Annotated in this window: 24 protein-coding genes; 10 read left to right on the top strand and 14 right to left on the bottom strand. The window is 70.4% G+C overall.

Going from position 1 to position 17,459, the window contains the following annotated elements; all coding sequences use genetic code 11:
* The first annotated feature begins 2 nt into the window (after positions 1-2).
* Both BM333_RS10510 and BM333_RS10505 read left to right on the top strand, forming a co-directional pair.
* Positions 3-824 carry a TIGR00282 family metallophosphoesterase gene (locus BM333_RS10510; protein WP_092310957.1) on the top strand — a complete coding sequence of 274 codons (822 nt, stop codon included), beginning with the start codon at positions 3-5 and terminating at the stop codon, positions 822-824.
* 85 nt (positions 825-909) lie between these two features.
* Positions 910-1,740 carry a DUF5694 domain-containing protein gene (locus BM333_RS10505; RefSeq protein WP_092310954.1) on the top strand — a complete coding sequence of 277 codons (831 nt, stop codon included), beginning with the start codon at positions 910-912 and terminating at the stop codon, positions 1,738-1,740.
* A 112-nt stretch (positions 1,741-1,852) separates the two neighbouring features.
* Here the strand turns inward: BM333_RS10505 and BM333_RS10500 are convergent, their stop codons facing one another.
* The 3 genes from BM333_RS10500 to purL are packed head-to-tail and all read right to left on the bottom strand — an operon-like array spanning position 1,853 to position 6,014.
* Complete coding sequence (locus BM333_RS10500) at positions 1,853-3,421, bottom strand: alkaline phosphatase D family protein (RefSeq protein WP_092310951.1); 1,569 nt, start codon at positions 3,419-3,421, stop codon at positions 1,853-1,855.
* A 53-nt stretch (positions 3,422-3,474) separates the two neighbouring features.
* Complete coding sequence (locus BM333_RS10495; RefSeq protein ID WP_092310948.1) at positions 3,475-3,798, bottom strand: hypothetical protein; 324 nt, start codon at positions 3,796-3,798, stop codon at positions 3,475-3,477.
* Positions 3,798-6,014, bottom strand: a complete 2,217-nt coding sequence (purL, locus tag BM333_RS10490) for a phosphoribosylformylglycinamidine synthase subunit PurL (protein WP_092310945.1) — start codon at positions 6,012-6,014, stop codon at positions 3,798-3,800. The genes BM333_RS10495 and purL overlap by 1 nt, the downstream gene beginning before the upstream one ends.
* 96 nt (positions 6,015-6,110) lie before the next feature.
* Between purL and BM333_RS15970 the strand changes: the two genes are divergently transcribed.
* Complete coding sequence (locus BM333_RS15970) at positions 6,111-6,254, top strand: hypothetical protein (protein ID WP_177221868.1); 144 nt, start codon at positions 6,111-6,113, stop codon at positions 6,252-6,254.
* Positions 6,254-6,517, top strand: a complete 264-nt coding sequence (locus BM333_RS10485; RefSeq protein ID WP_092310942.1) for a Tat pathway signal protein — start codon at positions 6,254-6,256, stop codon at positions 6,515-6,517. Before BM333_RS15970 ends, BM333_RS10485 begins: the two co-directional genes overlap by 1 nt.
* Here BM333_RS10485 and BM333_RS10480 read toward each other — a convergent pair.
* Positions 6,514-7,314, bottom strand: a complete 801-nt coding sequence (locus BM333_RS10480; protein ID WP_092310939.1) for a hypothetical protein — start codon at positions 7,312-7,314, stop codon at positions 6,514-6,516. The two genes, BM333_RS10485 and BM333_RS10480, sit on opposite strands and share 4 nt — an antisense overlap.
* Positions 7,315-7,424: 110 nt before the next feature.
* On the opposite strand from BM333_RS10480, the gene BM333_RS10475 reads away from it, so the two are divergent.
* Positions 7,425-7,694, top strand: coding sequence for a hypothetical protein (locus BM333_RS10475; protein WP_092310936.1), 270 nt, complete (start codon positions 7,425-7,427; stop codon positions 7,692-7,694).
* A gap of 39 nt (positions 7,695-7,733) precedes the next feature.
* Entirely contained in the window at positions 7,734-8,777 is a 1,044-nt protein-coding gene (locus BM333_RS10470) for an aspartyl/asparaginyl beta-hydroxylase domain-containing protein (protein ID WP_092310933.1), read from the top strand.
* 13 nt (positions 8,778-8,790) lie between these two features.
* Here the strand turns inward: BM333_RS10470 and purQ are convergent, their stop codons facing one another.
* The 3 genes from purQ to BM333_RS10455 all read right to left on the bottom strand — a co-directional run bounded on the left by purQ (position 8,791) and on the right by BM333_RS10455 (position 10,695).
* Complete coding sequence (purQ, locus tag BM333_RS10465; RefSeq protein ID WP_092310930.1) at positions 8,791-9,453, bottom strand: phosphoribosylformylglycinamidine synthase subunit PurQ; 663 nt, start codon at positions 9,451-9,453, stop codon at positions 8,791-8,793.
* 61 nt (positions 9,454-9,514) lie between these two features.
* Complete coding sequence (locus BM333_RS10460) at positions 9,515-10,231, bottom strand: HD domain-containing protein (protein WP_092310927.1); 717 nt, start codon at positions 10,229-10,231, stop codon at positions 9,515-9,517.
* On the bottom strand, positions 10,231-10,695 hold the full coding sequence (locus BM333_RS10455) for a YbhB/YbcL family Raf kinase inhibitor-like protein (protein WP_092310924.1): 465 nt from the start codon (positions 10,693-10,695) through the stop codon (positions 10,231-10,233). Before BM333_RS10455 ends, BM333_RS10460 begins: the two co-directional genes overlap by 1 nt.
* A gap of 111 nt (positions 10,696-10,806) precedes the next feature.
* On the opposite strand from BM333_RS10455, the gene BM333_RS10450 reads away from it, so the two are divergent.
* Positions 10,807-11,976: an SAM-dependent methyltransferase gene (locus BM333_RS10450; protein ID WP_092310921.1), complete on the top strand. Its 1,170-nt coding sequence runs from the start codon at positions 10,807-10,809 to the stop codon at positions 11,974-11,976.
* 7 nt (positions 11,977-11,983) lie between these two features.
* Here BM333_RS10450 and BM333_RS16265 read toward each other — a convergent pair whose 3' ends face one another.
* The 3 genes from BM333_RS16265 to purC are packed head-to-tail and all read right to left on the bottom strand — an operon-like array spanning position 11,984 to position 13,108.
* Positions 11,984-12,115, bottom strand: coding sequence for a hypothetical protein (locus BM333_RS16265; RefSeq protein ID WP_281246050.1), 132 nt, complete (start codon positions 12,113-12,115; stop codon positions 11,984-11,986).
* 1 nt (position 12,116) lies between these two features.
* Positions 12,117-12,350, bottom strand: coding sequence for a phosphoribosylformylglycinamidine synthase subunit PurS (gene purS, locus BM333_RS10445; protein ID WP_092310918.1), 234 nt, complete (start codon positions 12,348-12,350; stop codon positions 12,117-12,119).
* Entirely contained in the window at positions 12,350-13,108 is a 759-nt protein-coding gene (purC, locus tag BM333_RS10440) for a phosphoribosylaminoimidazolesuccinocarboxamide synthase (protein WP_092310915.1), read from the bottom strand. Before purC ends, purS begins: the two co-directional genes overlap by 1 nt.
* Positions 13,109-13,376: 268 nt before the next feature.
* On the opposite strand from purC, the gene BM333_RS10435 reads away from it, so the two are divergent.
* Entirely contained in the window at positions 13,377-13,700 is a 324-nt protein-coding gene (locus BM333_RS10435; protein WP_092310912.1) for a DUF1476 domain-containing protein, read from the top strand.
* A 76-nt stretch (positions 13,701-13,776) separates the two neighbouring features.
* On the opposite strand, the gene BM333_RS10430 is transcribed toward BM333_RS10435, so the two are convergent.
* Positions 13,777-14,208 carry a fasciclin domain-containing protein gene (locus tag BM333_RS10430; RefSeq protein WP_342741665.1) on the bottom strand — a complete coding sequence of 144 codons (432 nt, stop codon included), beginning with the start codon at positions 14,206-14,208 and terminating at the stop codon, positions 13,777-13,779.
* 10 nt (positions 14,209-14,218) lie between these two features.
* On the opposite strand from BM333_RS10430, the gene BM333_RS16300 reads away from it, so the two are divergent.
* Positions 14,219-14,353 (top strand): hypothetical protein, encoded by a 135-nt coding sequence (locus tag BM333_RS16300; RefSeq protein ID WP_342741664.1) that lies wholly within the window; start codon positions 14,219-14,221, stop codon positions 14,351-14,353.
* A 97-nt stretch (positions 14,354-14,450) separates the two neighbouring features.
* Here the strand turns inward: BM333_RS16300 and BM333_RS10425 are convergent, their stop codons facing one another.
* From BM333_RS10425 to purB, 3 genes are read right to left on the bottom strand one after another with little or no spacing between them, the layout of a single operon-like run.
* Positions 14,451-14,939 (bottom strand): DNA-deoxyinosine glycosylase, encoded by a 489-nt coding sequence (locus BM333_RS10425; RefSeq protein ID WP_342741667.1) that lies wholly within the window; start codon positions 14,937-14,939, stop codon positions 14,451-14,453.
* A 4-nt stretch (positions 14,940-14,943) separates the two neighbouring features.
* Positions 14,944-15,309 (bottom strand): hypothetical protein, encoded by a 366-nt coding sequence (locus BM333_RS10420; protein ID WP_143105808.1) that lies wholly within the window; start codon positions 15,307-15,309, stop codon positions 14,944-14,946.
* Positions 15,310-15,313: 4 nt separating this feature from the next.
* Positions 15,314-16,612, bottom strand: a complete 1,299-nt coding sequence (purB, locus tag BM333_RS10415; protein WP_092310902.1) for an adenylosuccinate lyase — start codon at positions 16,610-16,612, stop codon at positions 15,314-15,316.
* A gap of 131 nt (positions 16,613-16,743) precedes the next feature.
* Here purB and BM333_RS10410 point away from each other — a divergent pair, with 131 nt between their 5' ends.
* Positions 16,744-17,388 carry a glutathione S-transferase gene (locus tag BM333_RS10410; RefSeq protein ID WP_092310899.1) on the top strand — a complete coding sequence of 215 codons (645 nt, stop codon included), beginning with the start codon at positions 16,744-16,746 and terminating at the stop codon, positions 17,386-17,388.
* Positions 17,389-17,459 lie beyond the last annotated feature (71 nt).

Raw genomic sequence — 17,459 nt, 5'->3', positions numbered from 1 at the left:
CCATGCGTCTCGCGTTCTTCGGCGATGTGGTCGGCAAGTCCGGCCGCGACGGCCTCAGCGACCATCTGCCCGGCCTGAAGCGCGACCTGAAGCTCGACTTCGTCGTGATCAACGCCGAGAACGCCGCCGGCGGTTTCGGCATCACCGAGAACACCGCCAACGACCTGTTCATGGCCGGCGCCGACTGCCTGACGCTGGGCAACCACAGCTGGGACCAGCGCGAGGCCCTGACTTACATCGTGCGCGAGCCGCGCCTGATCCGGCCGCTCAACTATCCGCGCCTGATGGACGCCCCCGGCGCCGGGGCCAACCTGTTCGAGACCCACTCGGGCAAGCAGGTGCTGGTCATGAACGTGCTCGGCCGCATCCACATGGATCCGATGGACGACCCGTTCAGCGCCGTCGAAAGGGAGCTGGCGGCCTGCCCGCTGGGCATGGCCGCCGACGCCATCATCGTCGACATGCACTGCGAGGCCACCTCGGAGAAGATGGCCATGGGCCACTTCTGCGACGGCCGCGCCTCGCTGGTGGTCGGCACCCACACCCACGTGCCCACCGCCGACTGCCAGATCCTGCCGAACGGCACCGCCTACCAGACCGACGCCGGCGGCTGCTGCGACTACGACTCGGTGATCGGCAACGACAAGGAAGAGCCGCTGCGGCGCTTCACCACCCGCCTCTCCGGCGGGCGTTACACGCCGGCTCACGGCCCGGCCACGGTGTGCGGCGTCTACGTCGAGACGGACGACCGGACCGGACTGGCCACCCGCGTCGAGCCGATCCGCGTGGGCGGGCGGCTGAGTCAGACCGTGCCCACCGTCTGAATCTGTCGCAGAGTTAACGGCGCGGCCTGCATCCGCCGACGGCCGCCGCGGCCTCTCTCCGCGAACACCCGTGCGGAGCCCATCCATGCTGAAGATGCTCGCCGCCCTCGCGGCCCTCGTCCTGCCGACCGCCGCCCTGGCCCAGACGCCCGGGCCGGAGCGCATCGAGGTGATGATCCTCGGCAGCTATCACATGTCGAACCCCGGTCAGGACGTGCACAACGCCCGCATCGACCCGGTCACCACGCCCGAGAAGCAGGCCCAGCTGGAAGCCGTCGCCGGGGCCCTGGCCCGCTTCCGGCCGACCGCCGTGGCGGTCGAGCGCATCGCCCGCGACCAGACGACGATGCTGGACCACCGCTACCCGGAGTTCACCCCCGCCGACCTGCTGACCAACCCCGACGAGCGGGTCCAGCTCGGCTACCGGCTTGCGCACCGGCTCGGGCTCGAACGCGTCTACGCCATCGACGAGCAGGACCGCGAGGGCCAGCCGTCCTACTTCCCGTTCGAGGACGTGCAGGCCTGGGCCTCGGCCAACGGCGGCGAGGCGCGCCTCGGCGCCATGCACGGCGAGATCGCCGCCATGCTCGCCGATCTCGAACGGCGGCAGGCGACGGAAACCGTCGGCCAGCTGCTGGCGCGGATCAACGCGCCCGATCGGGTTCAGTGGGACCAAGGCTTCTACGCCCGGCTGATGGCCTTCGGCGCCGGCGACGACCAGCCGGGCGCCGTGCTCAACGCGCGCTGGTACGCCCGCAACGCCCAGATATTCGCCCGCCTGCTGCAGGTCGCCCGGCCCGGCGACCGGATCGTGGTGGTTTACGGCTCGGGCCACAATTACTGGCTCCGGCAGATGGTCGAAACCACGCCCGGTTTCCACCTTGTCGCGCCCGGGGATTACCTGCCGACGCCGTGAGGGGCGGGCCCGGAGGCCAAGCGGAAGGGGCGGCTATCGATGTTGTCTCGCCTTTCCACCCCGCAAGTCGCCCAATTCCACCCCGGAATCTCCACCATGTCCCGGGGGACGATCAGGCCGGCACGACCCGTCCGTCGTTGCTCTCGACGGCGTAGACCGCCCGCGTCGTCAGCGTCCCGTTCCGCTCCGAAACCTTGTCCAGCACCTTGAACTCGGTGCGCCAGGCCTCCGGCGTCACGTCGCAGACGACGTAGCCCCGCTGGGCGTTGTTGAACTTCAGGAACGGGTTGTCGGCGAGATACTGGCGGCCCCGCGGTTGCTGGTCCACCCCGTCGCCGGACGAGCTGATCGAGGTGGTCACGAACTCGGCTGCGACGGGCAGTTCTTCCGGATTGCGGCTGTCGCGATACAGCTCGCCCGCATAGTTCTGGTGCTCGTCTCCCGTCAGCACGATGACATTGCCGATGCGGCGCTGGTGCAGCCGGTCGAGCAGCCGTTGGCGCGGGATGCGGTAGCCCGCCCAGGTGTCGAGGTTGAACCCCGGCTCCGGGCCCTCCCGCCGCTCCAGGTCCATGACCATGATCTGCTGCGCCAGCACCTTCCAGTGCGCCCGGCAGCGGTCGAGATTGCGGTACAGCCACTGCTCCTGCGCCTCGCCCAGCACCTGGGCGGCGGCGTCGTTGACGCCCTCGCAGGTCGTCGCCCACTGGTCGCCGCACGGCTGGTCGGAGCGGTGCGACCGGGTGTCGAGGAAGTTCAGATCCAGCAGGTCGCCCCACGCCGCGTGCCGGTACAGCTGCATTTCCGCGCCGCGCGGGAAGGCCGAGCGGCGCAGCGGCATGTGCTCGTAGAAGGCCTGGGCTGCGGCCTGCCGGCGCAGCAGGAAGACCTCCGGCGGCACGCCGTCGTCGATCGCCGAGACCCAGTTGTTGGCCACCTCATGGTCGTCCCAGGTCACGAACCACGCCGCCGCCGCGTGGCTGGCCTGCAGGTCCGCATCCATCTTGTACTGGGCGTACCGACGCCGGTAATCGTCGAGGCTGTAGGTCTCGCCGCCGATGTGCTGGCGCGGATTCTCCATCGTCCCGCCCGAGCCCGTATAGGTCCGGCTGCCGCGGCCCTCGTAGATGTAGTCGCCGTAGCAGTAGACAAAATCCAGATCCTCGCCCGCGATCCGCCGGTGGGCGGTGTAGAAGCCCTGCTCGTACGCCTGGCAGCCGACCACGCCGAAGCGCGACCGCGCCACCGCCGTCCCGGCCGCCGGCGCGGTCTTCGCCCGCCCCGTCGCGGTCCGCTCGGCCCCGGCGATGAAGCGGTAGAAATAGTCCCGGCCGGGCTCCAGCCCCTCGATCTCGACATGGACGGCGTGGCCCAGCTCGGGGCGGGCGAGCGCCTCGCCGCGACGGACCACGTTCGACAGGCTTGGGTCCGTTCCCACTTCCCACCTCACCGGCACGGGCGCCGAGGGCATGCCGTGACCGGGCTCCAGCGGGCGGGGGGCGAGCCGTGTCCAGATCACGAAGCCGTCCGGGGTCGGATCGCCTGACGCCACGCCCAGCTGGAAGGGGTATTCGGCGAAGACCGGATCGGCCAGCGCCTGCCGGCCCGAGCCCAGCACAACGCCGCCGGCGCCGAGCGCCAGCATCAGGCCGCGGCGGGATACGGAATCGGGCAGGCGCATGCGGGATCTCCTCGGCTTCGAGGCTCCGACCTAGCCGGGAAATGTGACGGTCGTCACTCTGTCGGACGCCACGCCTCGAGTTCCGCGATGCGGGCGCGGTGAGCGTCGCGCGACGCCGCGGCCAGTCGCCGGACCGCCGGGTCGCTCGCCGCCGCCAGGGCCGTCTCCGCGGCGGCCAGCGCCTGTGTCTCGGCCGTCAGCAGCCGCGTCACCACTGCGGCGTCCGGGTCGGCTGCCGGTGCGGGGTCGACCACCGTCTCCTTCGTCACCGCGGCGTGGTTGGCGGCCGCCGCCTCGCGCAGGGCGCTCTCGACCGGATCGCCGCCTCCCTCGCAGCCGGCCAGCGCCAGCGCGGCCAGCGCGACCGCAGCCCGCATCAGGCGCGGCCCTCGATCCAGTTCGGCATCCAGCCTTCATGCATCTCGCGCAGGTGGTCGAGCGGCAGGCGGAACAGTTCGCCGTTCGGACCGGACGAGGCGAAGTCGCGCCCCTTCGCCCGGCCCACGACGGAGGCGTGCAGTCCCGCCGCCTGGGCCCTGGCGATCAGGTCCGTGGCGTCGGGCACGGCGGCGAGGTAGCGCGCCTGGTCCTCGCCGAACAGCAGCACGTGGGCGTGGGTTGGGCTGCTGGCGTCCAGATCCAAGCCGCAGTCGGAGGCCAGGGCCATGTCCGCCGCCGCCCCGATCAGGCCGCCGTCGGACAGGTCGTGCACGCAGGTCAGCTCGCCCGCCTCGATCAGGCCGCGCACGAAGTCGCCGGTCTTCTTCTCCAGCGCCAGGTCCACCGGCGGTGGCGCGCCCTCCTCGCGGCCCAGCACCTCGCGCAGGTAGATGGACGAGCCCAGCTCCCCGACCGTGTCGCCGATCAGCACCAGCACGTCGCCCTCGGCCATGCCGCCGAAGCCGGCCACCACGTCGTAGTTCGGCAGCAGGCCCACCGCTCCGACGGTCGGGGTCGGCGGAATGGCGACGCCGTTGGTCTCGTTGTAGAGGCTGACGTTGCCGCTCACGACCGGGAAGTCCAGTTCGCGGCAGGCCTCGGCCATGCCGTCGATGGCCCGCACGATCTGGCCCATGATCTCGGGCCGCTGCGGATTGCCGAAGTTGAGGTTGTCGGTGATGGCGATCGGCCGCGCGCCGACGGCGGTCAGGTTGCGCCACGCCTCGGCCACCGCCTGCTTGCCGCCCTCGTAGGGATCGGCCTGGACATAGCGCGGGGTCACGTCCGAGGTGACCGCCAGGCCCTTGTCCGAACCATGCACCCGCACCACGCCCGCGTCAGCGCCGGTCGCCGAGTCGTGCAGGGTGTCGGCCATGACGTGCCGGTCGTACTGCTCCCAGATCCAGCGCTTGGACGCCATGTCCGGGCAGCAGACCACCTTGATGACCGCATCGACCCAGCTCTCCGGCGCCGGAACCTCCTTGGGGTCCAGCCGCGGCTGCAGCTCGGGTTGCACCCAGGGGCGGTCGTACATGGGCGCGTCGTCGAACAGCGGGGCCAGCGGCACGTCGCACACCGTCTCGCCGTGATGCTTCAGCACCAGATGGCCGGTGTCGGTGGTCTGGCCGATCACAGCGGCGTCCAGACCCCACTTTTTGAAGATGCGGTAGCCGTCTTCCTCGCGGCCCGGCTTCAGCACCGCCAGCATCCGCTCCTGGCTTTCCGAGAGCATCATCTCGTACGCCGTCATGCCCTCCTCGCGCTGGGGCACGGCGTCCATGTTGAGCTCGATGCCGACGCCGCCCTTGCCGGCCATCTCGACCGACGAGGAGGTCAGGCCCGCCGCGCCCATGTCCTGGATCGCCGCCACCGCGCCCGAGGCCATCAGCTCCAGCGTCGCTTCGATCAGCAGCTTTTCCGCGAACGGGTCGCCGACCTGCACGGTCGGGCGCTTCTCGTCGGAGTCCTCGTCGAATTCGGCCGAGGCCATGGTGGCGCCGTGGATGCCGTCGCGGCCGGTCTTCGATCCGAAATAGACCACCGACAGCCCCGGCGCCGGCGCGGCCGAGTAGAAGATCGAGTCCGCCTTCGCGACGCCTACGCACATGGCGTTGACGAGGATGTTGCCGTTGTAGCCGCGGTGGAAGTTGGTCTCGCCGCCGACCGTGGGGACGCCGACGCAGTTGCCGTAGCCGCCGATGCCGGACACCACGCCCGAGACCAGTCGCTTCGTCTTCTCGTGCGACGGGTCGCCGAAGCGGAGGGCGTTCAGCAGCGCCACCGGCCGCGCGCCCATGGTGAAGACGTCGCGCATGATGCCGCCCACGCCGGTCGCCGCACCCTGGTAGGGTTCGATGTAGGACGGGTGGTTGTGGCTCTCCATCTTGAAGATGCAGGCGTCGCCGTCGTCGATGTCGATGACCCCGGCGTTCTCGCCCGGCCCGCAGATCACCCGCGGCCCTTTGGTCGGAAATTTGCCGAGGTGGATCTTCGACGACTTGTAGGAGCAGTGCTCCGACCACATCACCGAGAAGACTCCCAGTTCGACCTGGTTCGGCTCGCGACCGAGGCGGTCGAGGATGACCTGGTACTCGTTCGGGGCGAGACCGTATTCGGCGGCCAGTTCGGCCATGGACTTCTGGGGAGCGCTCATGGCCGCGCCTCATAGCGGCAGAACGGAGTCGTGTCAGCCGCAAGCGGAACATCGGCGGCGGCCTTTCATTGATTGGCTGACGCCAAGGAGGCCCTGATGACCGACCAGCCCATCGACCCCGCCGCCACGCCCGAGGATCCGGACGCCCCGGAGATCGCCGCCGACGACGCCGGCGCCAGCGCCGCGGCCGAGCGCGCCGCGAAGCAGGCCTCCGCGGACGACCGGGAGGAGGAGGCGTGATGGCCCGAGATCCCGATCCGACGCCGGCCGAGACCTCGCCTACGCCGGCCGACCATCAGCAGATGGATCGTTCCAACGATCCGGACGTGACCCGCGCCATGGATGAGGCGGCGCCCGAGGCGGCCATGCACAGCCGCCGTCAGCGGCTGACCGGCTCCGCCGCCGGCGTCGGCAGCGTCGGCTATGACGAGGCCGGCGCCTTCGACGTCGGAGCCGGCGAGGCGCCCGGCGACGACGAGCCGAGCGCGCGCGGCGGCGGCTAGACCGGCCGCTCGACGCCGCGGCGCAGGCGGAAGGTCAGGATCACCGCCCCGACCAGCACCGCCACCGCCGCGGTCAGGCCGCCGTAGGCGACCAGTTCGCGCCCGCGCTCCAGCTCGGCGACGAAGACGCCCAGCAGCCCCCACGCGACCGGCAGCGGATAGGCGATGGTTCGGATGCGGGCGGTCACCAGCAGGGCGACCGCCGCGACGATGAGGACCGCGATCAACGCCCAGACCTCGGAGGAGGGGCTCTCCGGCAGGTTCCCGTTGCCGGTCACCACCGTCAGCAGGTTGACCGGCGAGGCGACGGTCAGCCAGCCCGCCAGAAGGCCCAGCGGCCACACCACGGTCCAGCGGTCGCGGTCCGCCCGGTCCAGCGCCCGGATGGCTCCCGCCTCCATCAGCATCGGAACCAGCAGGACTAGCAGCGACCCGAAGATCAGCGCCACCGTGCCCCACTCCCAGTCGAAGGCCGAGGCCACGATCCACCAGCCAATGCCGAGGAAGGCCAGCAGCGCCGGCCAGCCCAGGCGGTGGATCAGCCGGCTTTCACCGGTCCGAGGCAGGGCCTGCCGTACGGCATAGACCAGCAGGGCGAGGTAGATCAGGCCCCAGATCGAGAAGGCGTAGCCCGCCACCCGCAAGGTCGCGTCGCTGTCGGCGGAGAACTCCGCCGGCGTCTGGCCCCAGCCGAACGCCATCTGCGCATAGGCGATGACGATGGCGAAGATCACCGCGGCCAGCACGAGCAGCCGGCGCGTCATCTGCGCGGAGGTGGGACGGACGATGGAGGACATGGCGGGCTCCGGCGAAGGTTGCCTGTCCTCTACGCCCGACGGACCCGATCGGTTCACCGGAACCGTGGTCCGCTCCGCCGGTTCAGCCTCCACACGCAGAGGAGACAAACATGGCCGACAACGATCACCCGACGCCCGCCGAGGACCCGCATTTCGAGACCGGCACGGTGCGCGCCGACCGCGCCCGCGAGCAGGGGCTCGGCCTGGGCGCGCGAGAGCTCGAGGCGCAGCGCGATCCCGGCGGGGTGCGGATCCCTGACGTCGAGCCCGGGACCGAGGATGAGGACTCCGCCGCGGCGGACGCGCTCGACCGTTCCCTCGGCGTCCAGGGCGCCCGCGACGACGAACAGGCTATCCCGCCCGCGCGCGGGGCGCAGTAGGGGCTTGACGCACGCCGCTCGACGACCTCCGATCTACGTATGGAGGCCTTCGAGCGTCAGAACGATGAGGCCAACCGGCGCCGGCTGGCCGACGCCGACCGCCGTCTCGCCGCCGACCCCCGCGATCTTCGCGCCCTGATCGCCAAGGGCGACGCGCTCACCGCCCTCGGCGACGGCCGCGGGGGAGCGGGCTTCTACAGCTGCGCCCTCAGATACGCCGGTGACGGGCGTGGCCTCTCGTCAGACCTCATCGCCGACCTGCGGCGCGTCCAGGCCGCCGCGAAGGAGCAGGCGCGGCGCTTCGAATCACACCTCACCGACAGCCTCGCCGCCGCGGGATTCGATCCCGCCCGTTCCAGCGAGCGCTTCGCCCAGTCCCTCGACCTGATGGCGGGCCGCAAGCAGCTCTATCTGTCGCAGCCGCTGTTCTACCTCTTCCCGGGCCTGCCCCAGGTCCAGTTCCAGCCGCGCGACACCCTGCCCTGGCTGGACGCCGTGGAGGCCGCGGCCGCCGACATCCGGGCCGAGCTCGAGGCGCTGCTGGCCGAGCCCGAACTGTTCCGCCCCTATGTCGAGCGCCGCGCCGACCGTCCCAACACCGATACGGCCGGCATGGTCGAGAACCCGGACTGGAGCGCTCTCTACCTGTGGAAGGACGGCGTCGAACAGGGCGAGGTGGCCCGGCGCTGCCCGCGCACGCTGGAGGCTCTCGCCGAGGTTCCGTTGTGCCGGGTGCCCGGGCGGACCCCTTCGATCCTCTTTTCCCGGCTCAGACCCGGCGCCCGCATCCCGCCCCACCACGGGCTGATCAACACCCGGCTGATCTGCCATCTGCCGCTTATCGTGCCGCCGGGGAACCGCTTCCGCGTCGGCAACGAGGTTCGCGAGTGGAAGGAAGGGGCAGCCTGGGCGTTCGACGACACGGTGGAGCACGAGGCGCGAAACGACGGGACGGCGGACCGCACTATCCTGATCTTCGACGTCTGGAAGCCCGAACTGACCGGAGAGGAGCGGGCCCTCGTCTCCGCCATGTTCGAGGCCATCGACGCCTACGGCGCCGGCGGGGCCAGCTGGGGGGTCTGACGGCGGACGCCGGTCAGGCGGCGGCGAACACGCTCCGGAACAGCACCGCGCCGTCGGCCGAGCCCAGCTCGGCCTCGAAGGCCCGGTCGGGGTGGGGCATCATGCCCAGCACATTGCCGCGGGTGTTCTGGAGGCCGGCGATGTCGGCCACCGACCCGTTCGGGTTGTCGACGTAGCGGAAAACCACCTGGCCCTCGCCCTCGATCCGGGCCAGCGTTTCGGCGTCGCAGAAGTAGTTCCCGTCGCCGTTGCCCTGGGTCATGACCACCTCGCGCTGGCCCTGGTAGCCGGAGGTGAAGCGGGTCTGGCCGTTGGCGACCTCGAGAGTGATGGGCTTGCAGACGTACTTCAGTCCGGCGTTGCGCAGCAGGGCGCCCGGCAGCATGCCGGCCTCGCACAGGATCTGGAAACCGTTGCAGATGCCGACGACGGCCACGCCGTCCTCGGCGGCCTTTTTTACCGCCTGCATCACCGGCGACAGCGCCGCCATGGCTCCGCAGCGCAGGTAGTCGCCGTAGGAAAAACCGCCCGGCAGGACGATCAGGTCCAGCCCCTTGGGCAGTTCGGTCTCCTGGTGCCAGACCATCTGGACCGTCTCGCCGGTCGAGCGTTCGATGGCGACCTTGCAGTCGCGGTCGCAGTTGGAACCCGGAAAGACGATGACGGCGGCGCTCATGGCGCGGCCCTTTAGCAGCGTTCGACGGCGATGTCAGGGCGCCGCCGCCGACGTCGGTTCCTCAGGGTTTCGCCCCCGCCGGGACTTCGCGCCGGAGCGCCTCGAGGAAGGCGGTCATCGCCGCGACGCGGGGCGCCGCCATCTCCCGGGCGGCGGACGTCTTCAACTGGTCCGGCAACTCGGCCGCGAACCGCTCGATCCGTCCAAGCGCCTGGTCGTAGTCCGGCCGTTCGCCGGTGACCGCCAGCATGCGCGCCGCTCCCGTGGCGCCGAGGAAGTCCAGCAGATCGGCGTCGTGCAGCGCGACGGCCTCCGGCCCCTCCGGCTCCCTGTCGTACATGTGGCCAAGGATGGCCGCGCGCACGGCCGGGAACTTGTCCATGGGAAAGCCGGCCTCGCGCAGGAACGGCTCCGCCAGCTCCACCGAGCGCTCGGCATGGTCGACGCCCGGTGCGGCGAACGGCTCGATCCCGCCCCAGTCGTGCAGGAAGGCCGCGGCGAATATCACGTCCGGATCGACGGCCAGGCCCTCCGCCTCCGCGACCGCCATGGCCAGCAGATAGTCGCGCTCCGAGTGCCGCCAGCCCCAGCCGGGGTGCTGGAAATGCTCCATGGCGTGGGCGAGCACCGCCGCCCGCCAGGGGGCGGCGGCGGGAATGCCGGCCGGCGAGCTGGCGGAAGGTCCGGCCGCCTGCTGCGCGAAGGCGGGTCCGCCCAGCAGCGCCGCCCACGCGCAGGCCATGAGGAGGATGCGGCGTCTGAGCCCCCGGGAAACCATCACCCGCGGTTCTCGTACGTCGCCGTGATCGAGGCCTTCGCCAGGGTGTGGAAATGCAGGTTGAAGCCGAACACGGCTCCGGAGTTGTCCGGCGTCACATCCAGCCTGTCCACGTCGACGGCGAAGACGGTGAAGATGTAGCGGTGCGGCCCGTGGCCGGGCGGCGGAGCGGCCCCGCCGAAGCCCGGCTCCCCATAGTCGGTGCGGCCCTCGACCGCCCCGGCGGGGACGGGGCCGCCGGTCGGCAGCTCGGTCACCTCGGCCGGGATGTTGGCCACCGTCCAGTGCCAGAAACCGGAGCCCGTCGGCGCATCGGGGTCGTAGCAGGTGACGGCGTAGCTCTTCGTCCCTTCCGGCGCGCCCGACCACTTCAGGTGCGGAGAGGCGTTCCCCTTCGCCTTGACCTGGGCGTCCGGCAGCACGCCGCCGTCGGCGATGTCGTTGGAGGTGAGGGTGAAGGTCATCTCGGTTCTCCTGCGGATGCGGCCACTATGAACGCCGGCGCCGAACGCCGTGCAAGCCTAGCCCCGCCTCCGTCTTCAACCTAGAGTGCCGGCCTCACGGAGGCGGTAGCGGTGCTCCAGCGCCTGATCAGCCGTGTGTACAGGACCCGCCCCATCCGGGTGCGGCTGCCGGACGGCCGCGATCTGGCGGGGGCGGCGCCGGGCGAGCCTGAACTCACCGTCGTCCTGCGCGACCTGCGCACTGTCGCGCGCATCGCCGCCAATCCCGAACTTGCGCTGGGGGAGGCCTACGTCGACGGCGGCCTGTTCGTGGAGGGCGGCGACATCTACGCCTTCCTCGATCTGACGGCCGCCGAGCTGGCGGGGCGCCCGCGCCGGGGCCCGGGAGCCGGCTGGCAGGTCCGGAGATGGCTGGAGCAATCCAACGACCGCCTGCGCGCCCGCAGCAACGTGCATCATCACTACGACCTGACCGTCGACTTCTATCGCCTCTTCCTCGACGACGACCTCCAGTACTCCTGCGCCTTCTTCGAACATCCGGGCCAGTCGCTGGAAGAGGCGCAGATCGCCAAGAAGCGCAGGATCGTCCGCAAGCTTCTGCTGCGGCCGGACGACCGCGTCCTCGATATCGGATGCGGCTGGGGCGGACTGGGCCTCACCATCGCCGAGGCGGGCGCACGGGTGACGGGCGTCACCCTGTCCACGGAACAGCACCGCATCGCCGGCGAGCGCGCGGCGGCGCGGGGTCTCGCCGACCGGGCGGAGTTCCGCCTGCAGGACTACCGCGACCTGGACCAGCGCTTCGACCGCATCGTCTCGGTCGGCATGTTCGAGCACGTCGGCGTGCCCAATTACCAAGCCTATTTCGACGCGGTGGCGCGCCTGCTGGAGGAGGACGGCGTGGCGCTGATCCATTCTATCGGCCGGAAGGACGGCCCCAGCCGCACCCAGCCGTGGATCCGGAAGTACGTCTTCCCGGGCGGCTACATCCCCGCCCTCTCCGAGGTCCTGCCGGCCATCGAGCGAGCCGGACTCTGGGTCACGGACGTCGAAATCCTGCGTCTGCACTACGCAGAGACCCTGAGAGCCTGGCGCGAGCGTTTCCTCGCCCGCCGGGCGGAGGCTGCGGCGCTCTACGACGAGCGCTTCTGCCGGCTGTGGGAGTTCTACCTGGCTTCGAGCGAAGTCGCGTTCCGCCGCTTCGGCCACATGGTGTTCCAGCTTCAGCTGGCCAGGCGGCAGACCGCCGTACCCCTCACGCGGGACTACCTCTGCAGTTGACCGTCGCTCAGTGCGCCGCGCCCACCGCCTCCGGGGTGAACGCCCGATCGTCCATCAGCCCGCCGGCGAGGGCGGCCGCGAAGACTACGCAGGCGGCGGCGATGAACAGGACGACGGTCAGCTTGACCAGCCGCCGCAAGTCACGCCACCTCGATCCGGTAGCTTTCGATCACCGTGTTGGCGAGCAGGGTGTCGCACATCTTCTTCGCCTCGCCGGCCGGGTCCTCGCCGTCGAACTCGAACTCGATCAGCTTGCCGACGCGGACGTCCTTCACGCCGGCCCAGCCGAGGCCGTTGAGCGCGCCCTCGACCGCCTTGCCCTGCACGTCCAGCACGCCGGGCTTCAGGAACACGTGCACCTTCACCTTGGCCATCAGTGCAGTCCTCCCTGGATCACGGTCGGCATCCCCTTCATGATTCCGAGGCGGCGCGCCACCTCGGTGTAGCTCTCGATGACATTGCCCAGGTCGCGGCGGAAGCGGTCCTTGTCCAGCTTCTCGCCGGTCGCCGTGTCCCACAGGCGGCAGCTGTCCGGGCTGATCTCGTCGGCGAGGATGACGCGGCTGAAGTCGTTCTCCCAGATGCGCCCGAACTCGATCTTGAAGTCCACCAGGGTGATGCCGACTCCCGCGAACAGGCCCGAGAGATAGTCGTTCACCCGCACCGTCATCGCCAGGATGTCGTCCAGCTCCTGGGTCGAGGCCCAGTTGAAGGCGGTGATGTGCTCCTCGGTGACCATCGGGTCGTTGAGCTCATCCTTCTTGTAGTAGAATTCGATGATCGAGCGGGGCAGGGGCGTGCCCTCCTCGATGCCCAGCCGCTGGCTCATCGAGCCGGCCACGATGTTGCGGCACACCACCTCCAGCGGGATGATCTCGCACTCTCGGATCAGCTGCTCGCGCAGGTTCAGGCGCTTGATGAAGTGGTTGGTCACGCCGATGCCGTTCAGGCGCGACATGATGAATTCGCTGATCTGGTTGTTGATGACGCCCTTGCCCTCCAGCGTCGCCTTCTTCTGGGCGTTGAAGGCGGTGGCGTCGTCCTTGAAGTACTGGATCAGCGTCCCGGGCTCGGGGCCCTCGTACAGGATCTTGGCCTTGCCCTCGTAGAGCTTCTTGCGCTTGACGTTCATGTGTCCGGTCCGGGCGGGTCCTCGCCGGAAACGAAAATCGCGCGGCCGGCGCGGGGCCGGGCGGCGCGATCCTGAATCAGGCGGGCGGGAGAATTCGGTCGCGCCTCCTTAGCGGAACCCGGTTCCCGACACAAACCGCGGCCCGTTCGGATCGGCCGGGGACAGACCGCCGCAACCCCCACGGTTCCGATTGCGTTCGGCTGCCGGGGGGCTATAGAGCACCCCGACGCGGCCACGATTCCGGCCGTCTTTGGAGCCTGCGGACCCCATGACCACCTTCGACGATCGGGAAAAGGGCTTCGAATCCAAATACGCCCTCGATCAGGAACAGGAATTCAAGGCGGTCGCCCGACGCAACAAGCTGCTGGGCCTGTGGGCGGCCGGGAAGATGGGCCTTTCGGCGGAAAGCGCCGACCAGTACGCCTCCGCCGTCGTGCGCGCCGATTTCGAGCAGCCGGGCGAGGAGGACGTCTACCGCAAGATCGCCCAGGACCTTGAAGGCGCCGGGCTCAGCGTTTCGGAAGGCGAAATCCGTCGCAAGATGGACGAGTTGTCCTCGGTTGCGCGCGAGCAGATCCGCAGCGGCGAGTAAGGGCGAAAGTCCGGTCCTGAAAGCATAAAGGCCGCCCGTCCGGGCGGCCTTTCGCATTTCCGGGTCGTCGATGCGGTCAGTTCGGCATCACCACGGTGTCGATGGCGTGGATGACGCCGTTGGAGGCGGCGACGTCCGCCTGCACGACCCTGGCCATGCCGCCGTTCTCGTCGGTCAGGGTGACCGAGCCGTCGGCCCCGACCCGCGCGGTCAGCGTGCCCCCCTCGACGGTCGTCAGGGCGGCGCTGCCCCCACCGGCCTGGATCTGCTGCGTCAGCGTCGCCGCGTCCACGCGGCCGGCGACCACGTGATAGGTCAGGATCTTGGTCAGGTCGGCCTTGCCGGCCGGGGCCAGCAGCGCTTCGCGGGTGGCGGCGGGCACCTTGCCGAAGGCGGCGTCGGTCGGAGCGAAGACGGTGAACGGGCCGGCCCCGTTGAGGGTCTCGACCAGGCCCGCGGCCTGCACCGCGGCGACCAGCGTGGAGAAGCCGTCCGCGCCCTGGGCCACGGCGACGATGGTGTCGGCCCCGGCGACGGGCGCCGCGGCGGTCTCGGTGGCCGTGGCCTCGACCGGCGGCGCCGCTTCCTCGGCGTTGCTTCAGGCGGCGATGAGCAGGGTCGAGGCCAGCGAGGCGACGGCGACCGCGGCGTAGCGAGAGGTCTTCATGGCGATTTCCTTCCTGGGATGACGCCCGGAGGCGGCGTCGGGAAGGCTTACGGCGGCCCGCTGTCGCCGGATGGCGCCCTGCGTCAGGACGCCGCGCCGCCTTCGAGCCACGGGCGCAGGACCGCCCAGCGCCGCGCCTTCTCGGCGAACGAGAGGGTGTAGGCGGGGCTCGAGGAGGGGAGGTCGATCAGGACGGGACCGGCCGGTCGCTCGAGAGATCGGCGGCCAATGCGAGCCGCCGTCCCGCCGTTGAACGCCACCGCCTGCAGGCGGGGCAGGCCGTCGATGAGGCGGTGCAGGTCCGCCGCCTCCGCATCCCGGATCGCCCCGTCGAGGCTGCCCGGCCGCCATGCGCTGGCGACGACGTCCCACAGGCCCACGCCCGACTCCTTCAACGCCTCCAGCCGCTCGGGATAGGGCAGGGGGACCAGGTCGCGGCGGATCAGGCCGCTGACGAGGGGCCAGAATGCGTTGCGGGGATGGGCGTAATACTGCCGCGCCTTCAGCGACACCTCGCCCGGAAGGCTGCCCAGGATCAGAAGCCGGGTGTTGGGGCCGACGACCGGCGACAGGCAGTTACTGATCCGGGCGATGGAAGACCGAAGCCCCGTTCAGGTTTACGCGCACGACCTCGCCGACCGCAGGCGTTCCGTCGGGACGATAGACGCGGGTCGCCGCCGCCATGCATTCGAAGCGGCGGCGATAGCGCAGGATCGCCCGGTTCTCGGTCAGCAGCTCGCACTGACGCAACGACCCGTCGCTCGCCACCGTGCAGCGCACCGGCACGTTGGAGAAGCCGACCAGGCCGCCCATGCACCGCACAGCGGCCGGGGCGTCGACGATGCGCGTGAGTTCCGGCGCGGGCGCTTCCGCGGGCGCCGTCGCGGCGGGCTCCTGAAACCCCATGACGAGCGCGAGCAGGGTGAAGGCCAAAGGCGTCATCGTCTCAGCTCCCGAACACGCGCGCGAACACCGTGTCCACATGCTTGGTGTGATAGCCGAGGTCGAACAGGGCCTCGAGCTCCGCATCCGGCAGGGTCACCCGCGCGTCCGCCTTCAGGAAATCGAGGAACCGCCCCTCGCCGCGCCACACCTTCATGGCGTTCTCCTGCACCGCCGCATAGGCGTCCTCGCGCGACATCCCGGCCTGCGTCAGCGCCAGCATGACCCGCTGCGAGAACACCAGGCCGCCGAGGCGGTCGAGGTTCTTCTGCATGTTCTCCGGATAGACGTTCAGCCGCTCGATCACCCCCGCCAGCCGGTGCAGGGCGAAGTCGAGGTGGATCGAGGCGTCCGGGCCGATGCCGCGCTCGACGGACGAGTGGCTGATGTCCCGTTCGTGCCAGAGCGCCACGTTCTCCATGGCCGGGACCACCGCCGAGCGCACCAGCCGGGCGAGGCCGGTCAGGTTCTCGGTCAGGATCGGGTTGCGCTTGTGCGGCATGGCCGACGAGCCCTTCTGGCCCTTGTCGAAGAACTCCTCGGCCTCCAGCACCTCGGTGCGCTGCAGGTGGCGGATCTCCGTCGCCAGGCGCTCGATCGACGAGGCGACCACGCCCAGCGCCGCGAACCAGGCCGCATGCCGGTCGCGCGGGATCACCTGGGTCGACACCGGCTCGACCTGCAGGCCCATCTTCTCGGCCACGTAGGCCTCGACCGCCGGATCGACGTTGGCGAAGGTTCCGACTGCGCCGGAAATGGCGCAGGTGGCGATCTCCTCGCGCGCCGCGACCAGTCGGCGGCGCGCCCGCTGGAACTCGGCGTGATAGCCGGCCAGCTTCAGGCCGAAGGTCACCGGCTCGGCGTGAATGCCGTGCGAGCGGCCGACGCAGACGGTGTCCTTGTGCTCCCTGGCCCGCGTCTCCAGCGCCGCCAGCACGCGGTCGACCCCGGCCAGCAGCAGGTCCGTCGATCGGGCCAGCTGCACCGCGAAACAGGTGTCGAGCACGTCCGAACTGGTCATGCCCTGGTGCAGGAAGCGGGCCTCGTCGCCGACAATCTCGGCGACGTGGGTCAGGAAGGCGATGACGTCGTGCTTGGTGGTGCGCTCGATCTCGTCGATGCGGTCGGCGTCGAAGACCGCATCCTTGCCCTTGGCCCAGATCGCCTCGGCCGCCTCGGCCGGGATCACCCCCAGCTCGGCCATCCTGGTGGCGGCGTGGGCCTCGATCTCGAACCAGATCCGGTACTTGGTCTCCTGCGACCAGATGGCGACGGCGTCGGGGCGGGAATAGCGCGTGATCATGGGCGCGGGGTGTCGGTCCCGGGCCCCCGCGAGTCAAGCGCCGCTTGTGGCGACGGGCGCCGAACTCGGGCTCGGCGGCATGGTCCCGCGCCGGGCGCGGGCGTATTCAGGACGGGCGAACGGAGGGACTCATGGAACTGATCATCGGGCCGCGGCTGTACTCCACCTGGTCGTTGCGCCCCTGGCTGGTGCTGAAGCGCTGCGGCGCCGACTTCACCGTGCGCGAGATCGACATCTATTCGCCCGACGGCCGCGCCGAGATGGCGGGCCTGTCCCCCTCCGGCCTCGTCCCGCTGCTCCGCGTCGACGGCGAGACCATCTGGGACTCCCTGGCGATCTCCGTCTGGTGCGCCGAGCGGTATCCGCAGGCCCGGTTGTGGCCGACCGATCCCCACGCCCGCTGGCTGGCGCGGTCGGCGACCTGCGAGATGCACGGCGGCTTCACCGCCCTGCGCACGCACTGCGGCATGGGCCCGGACCATACGATGGTCGGCCCCGACCGCTGTCCGCCGCCCACCGGCGAGGGGCTTGATCGCGACCTCCGCCGCATGGTCTCGCTGTGGACGGAGATGCGCGTGCGCTTCGGCGCCGACGGACCGTACCTGTTCGGCGAATGGTCGATCGCCGATGCCTTCTTCACCCCGGTGGCGACCCGCTTCCGCCATTTCCAGATCGACCTGGCCGATTACGGAGACGACGGCACGGCCGCCGCCTATCGCGACGCCCTGCTTGCCCAGCCCGACTTTCTGGAGTGGAGCAAGGAAGCCTTGCGTTAACCGCGCCGCCGAACGTCGCTTTAAGACAACGCCGCTATCTCTGGAGCCTCGCCCGCGCCGGAGCGTTCAGG

Origin of the sequence: Brevundimonas viscosa (assembly GCF_900116065.1) — a bacterium.
Lineage (GTDB): Bacteria > Pseudomonadota > Alphaproteobacteria > Caulobacterales > Caulobacteraceae > Brevundimonas > Brevundimonas viscosa.
This window is presented reverse-complemented; position numbering and strand designations above follow the sequence as displayed.

Excerpts from the sequence above, each read along its gene's own strand:
- BM333_RS10460 (WP_092310927.1), bottom strand. The coding sequence starts at position 10,231 with ATGGTTTCCCGGGGGCTCAGACGCCGCATCCTCCTCATGGCCTGCGCG.
- BM333_RS10500 (WP_092310951.1), bottom strand. The coding sequence starts at position 3,421 with ATGCGCCTGCCCGATTCCGTATCCCGCCGCGGCCTGATGCTGGCGCTC.
- BM333_RS10455 (WP_092310924.1), bottom strand. The coding sequence starts at position 10,695 with ATGACCTTCACCCTCACCTCCAACGACATCGCCGACGGCGGCGTGCTG.
- BM333_RS10485 (WP_092310942.1), top strand. The coding sequence starts at position 6,254 with ATGGCCCGAGATCCCGATCCGACGCCGGCCGAGACCTCGCCTACGCCG.
- purL (WP_092310945.1), bottom strand. The coding sequence starts at position 6,014 with ATGAGCGCTCCCCAGAAGTCCATGGCCGAACTGGCCGCCGAATACGGT.
- purB (WP_092310902.1), bottom strand. The coding sequence starts at position 16,612 with ATGATCACGCGCTATTCCCGCCCCGACGCCGTCGCCATCTGGTCGCAG.
- purQ (WP_092310930.1), bottom strand. The coding sequence starts at position 9,453 with ATGAGCGCCGCCGTCATCGTCTTTCCGGGTTCCAACTGCGACCGCGAC.
- BM333_RS10475 (WP_092310936.1), top strand. The coding sequence starts at position 7,425 with ATGGCCGACAACGATCACCCGACGCCCGCCGAGGACCCGCATTTCGAG.
- BM333_RS10495 (WP_092310948.1), bottom strand. The coding sequence starts at position 3,798 with ATGCGGGCTGCGGTCGCGCTGGCCGCGCTGGCGCTGGCCGGCTGCGAG.
- BM333_RS10480 (WP_092310939.1), bottom strand. The coding sequence starts at position 7,314 with ATGTCCTCCATCGTCCGTCCCACCTCCGCGCAGATGACGCGCCGGCTG.
- BM333_RS10470 (WP_092310933.1), top strand. The coding sequence starts at position 7,734 with ATGGAGGCCTTCGAGCGTCAGAACGATGAGGCCAACCGGCGCCGGCTG.
- BM333_RS10510 (WP_092310957.1), top strand. The coding sequence starts at position 3 with ATGCGTCTCGCGTTCTTCGGCGATGTGGTCGGCAAGTCCGGCCGCGAC.
- BM333_RS10410 (WP_092310899.1), top strand. The coding sequence starts at position 16,744 with ATGGAACTGATCATCGGGCCGCGGCTGTACTCCACCTGGTCGTTGCGC.
- BM333_RS10435 (WP_092310912.1), top strand. The coding sequence starts at position 13,377 with ATGACCACCTTCGACGATCGGGAAAAGGGCTTCGAATCCAAATACGCC.
- BM333_RS15970 (WP_177221868.1), top strand. The coding sequence starts at position 6,111 with ATGACCGACCAGCCCATCGACCCCGCCGCCACGCCCGAGGATCCGGAC.
- purS (WP_092310918.1), bottom strand. The coding sequence starts at position 12,350 with ATGGCCAAGGTGAAGGTGCACGTGTTCCTGAAGCCCGGCGTGCTGGAC.
- purC (WP_092310915.1), bottom strand. The coding sequence starts at position 13,108 with ATGAACGTCAAGCGCAAGAAGCTCTACGAGGGCAAGGCCAAGATCCTG.
- BM333_RS10505 (WP_092310954.1), top strand. The coding sequence starts at position 910 with ATGCTGAAGATGCTCGCCGCCCTCGCGGCCCTCGTCCTGCCGACCGCC.
- BM333_RS10420 (WP_143105808.1), bottom strand. The coding sequence starts at position 15,309 with ATGACGCCTTTGGCCTTCACCCTGCTCGCGCTCGTCATGGGGTTTCAG.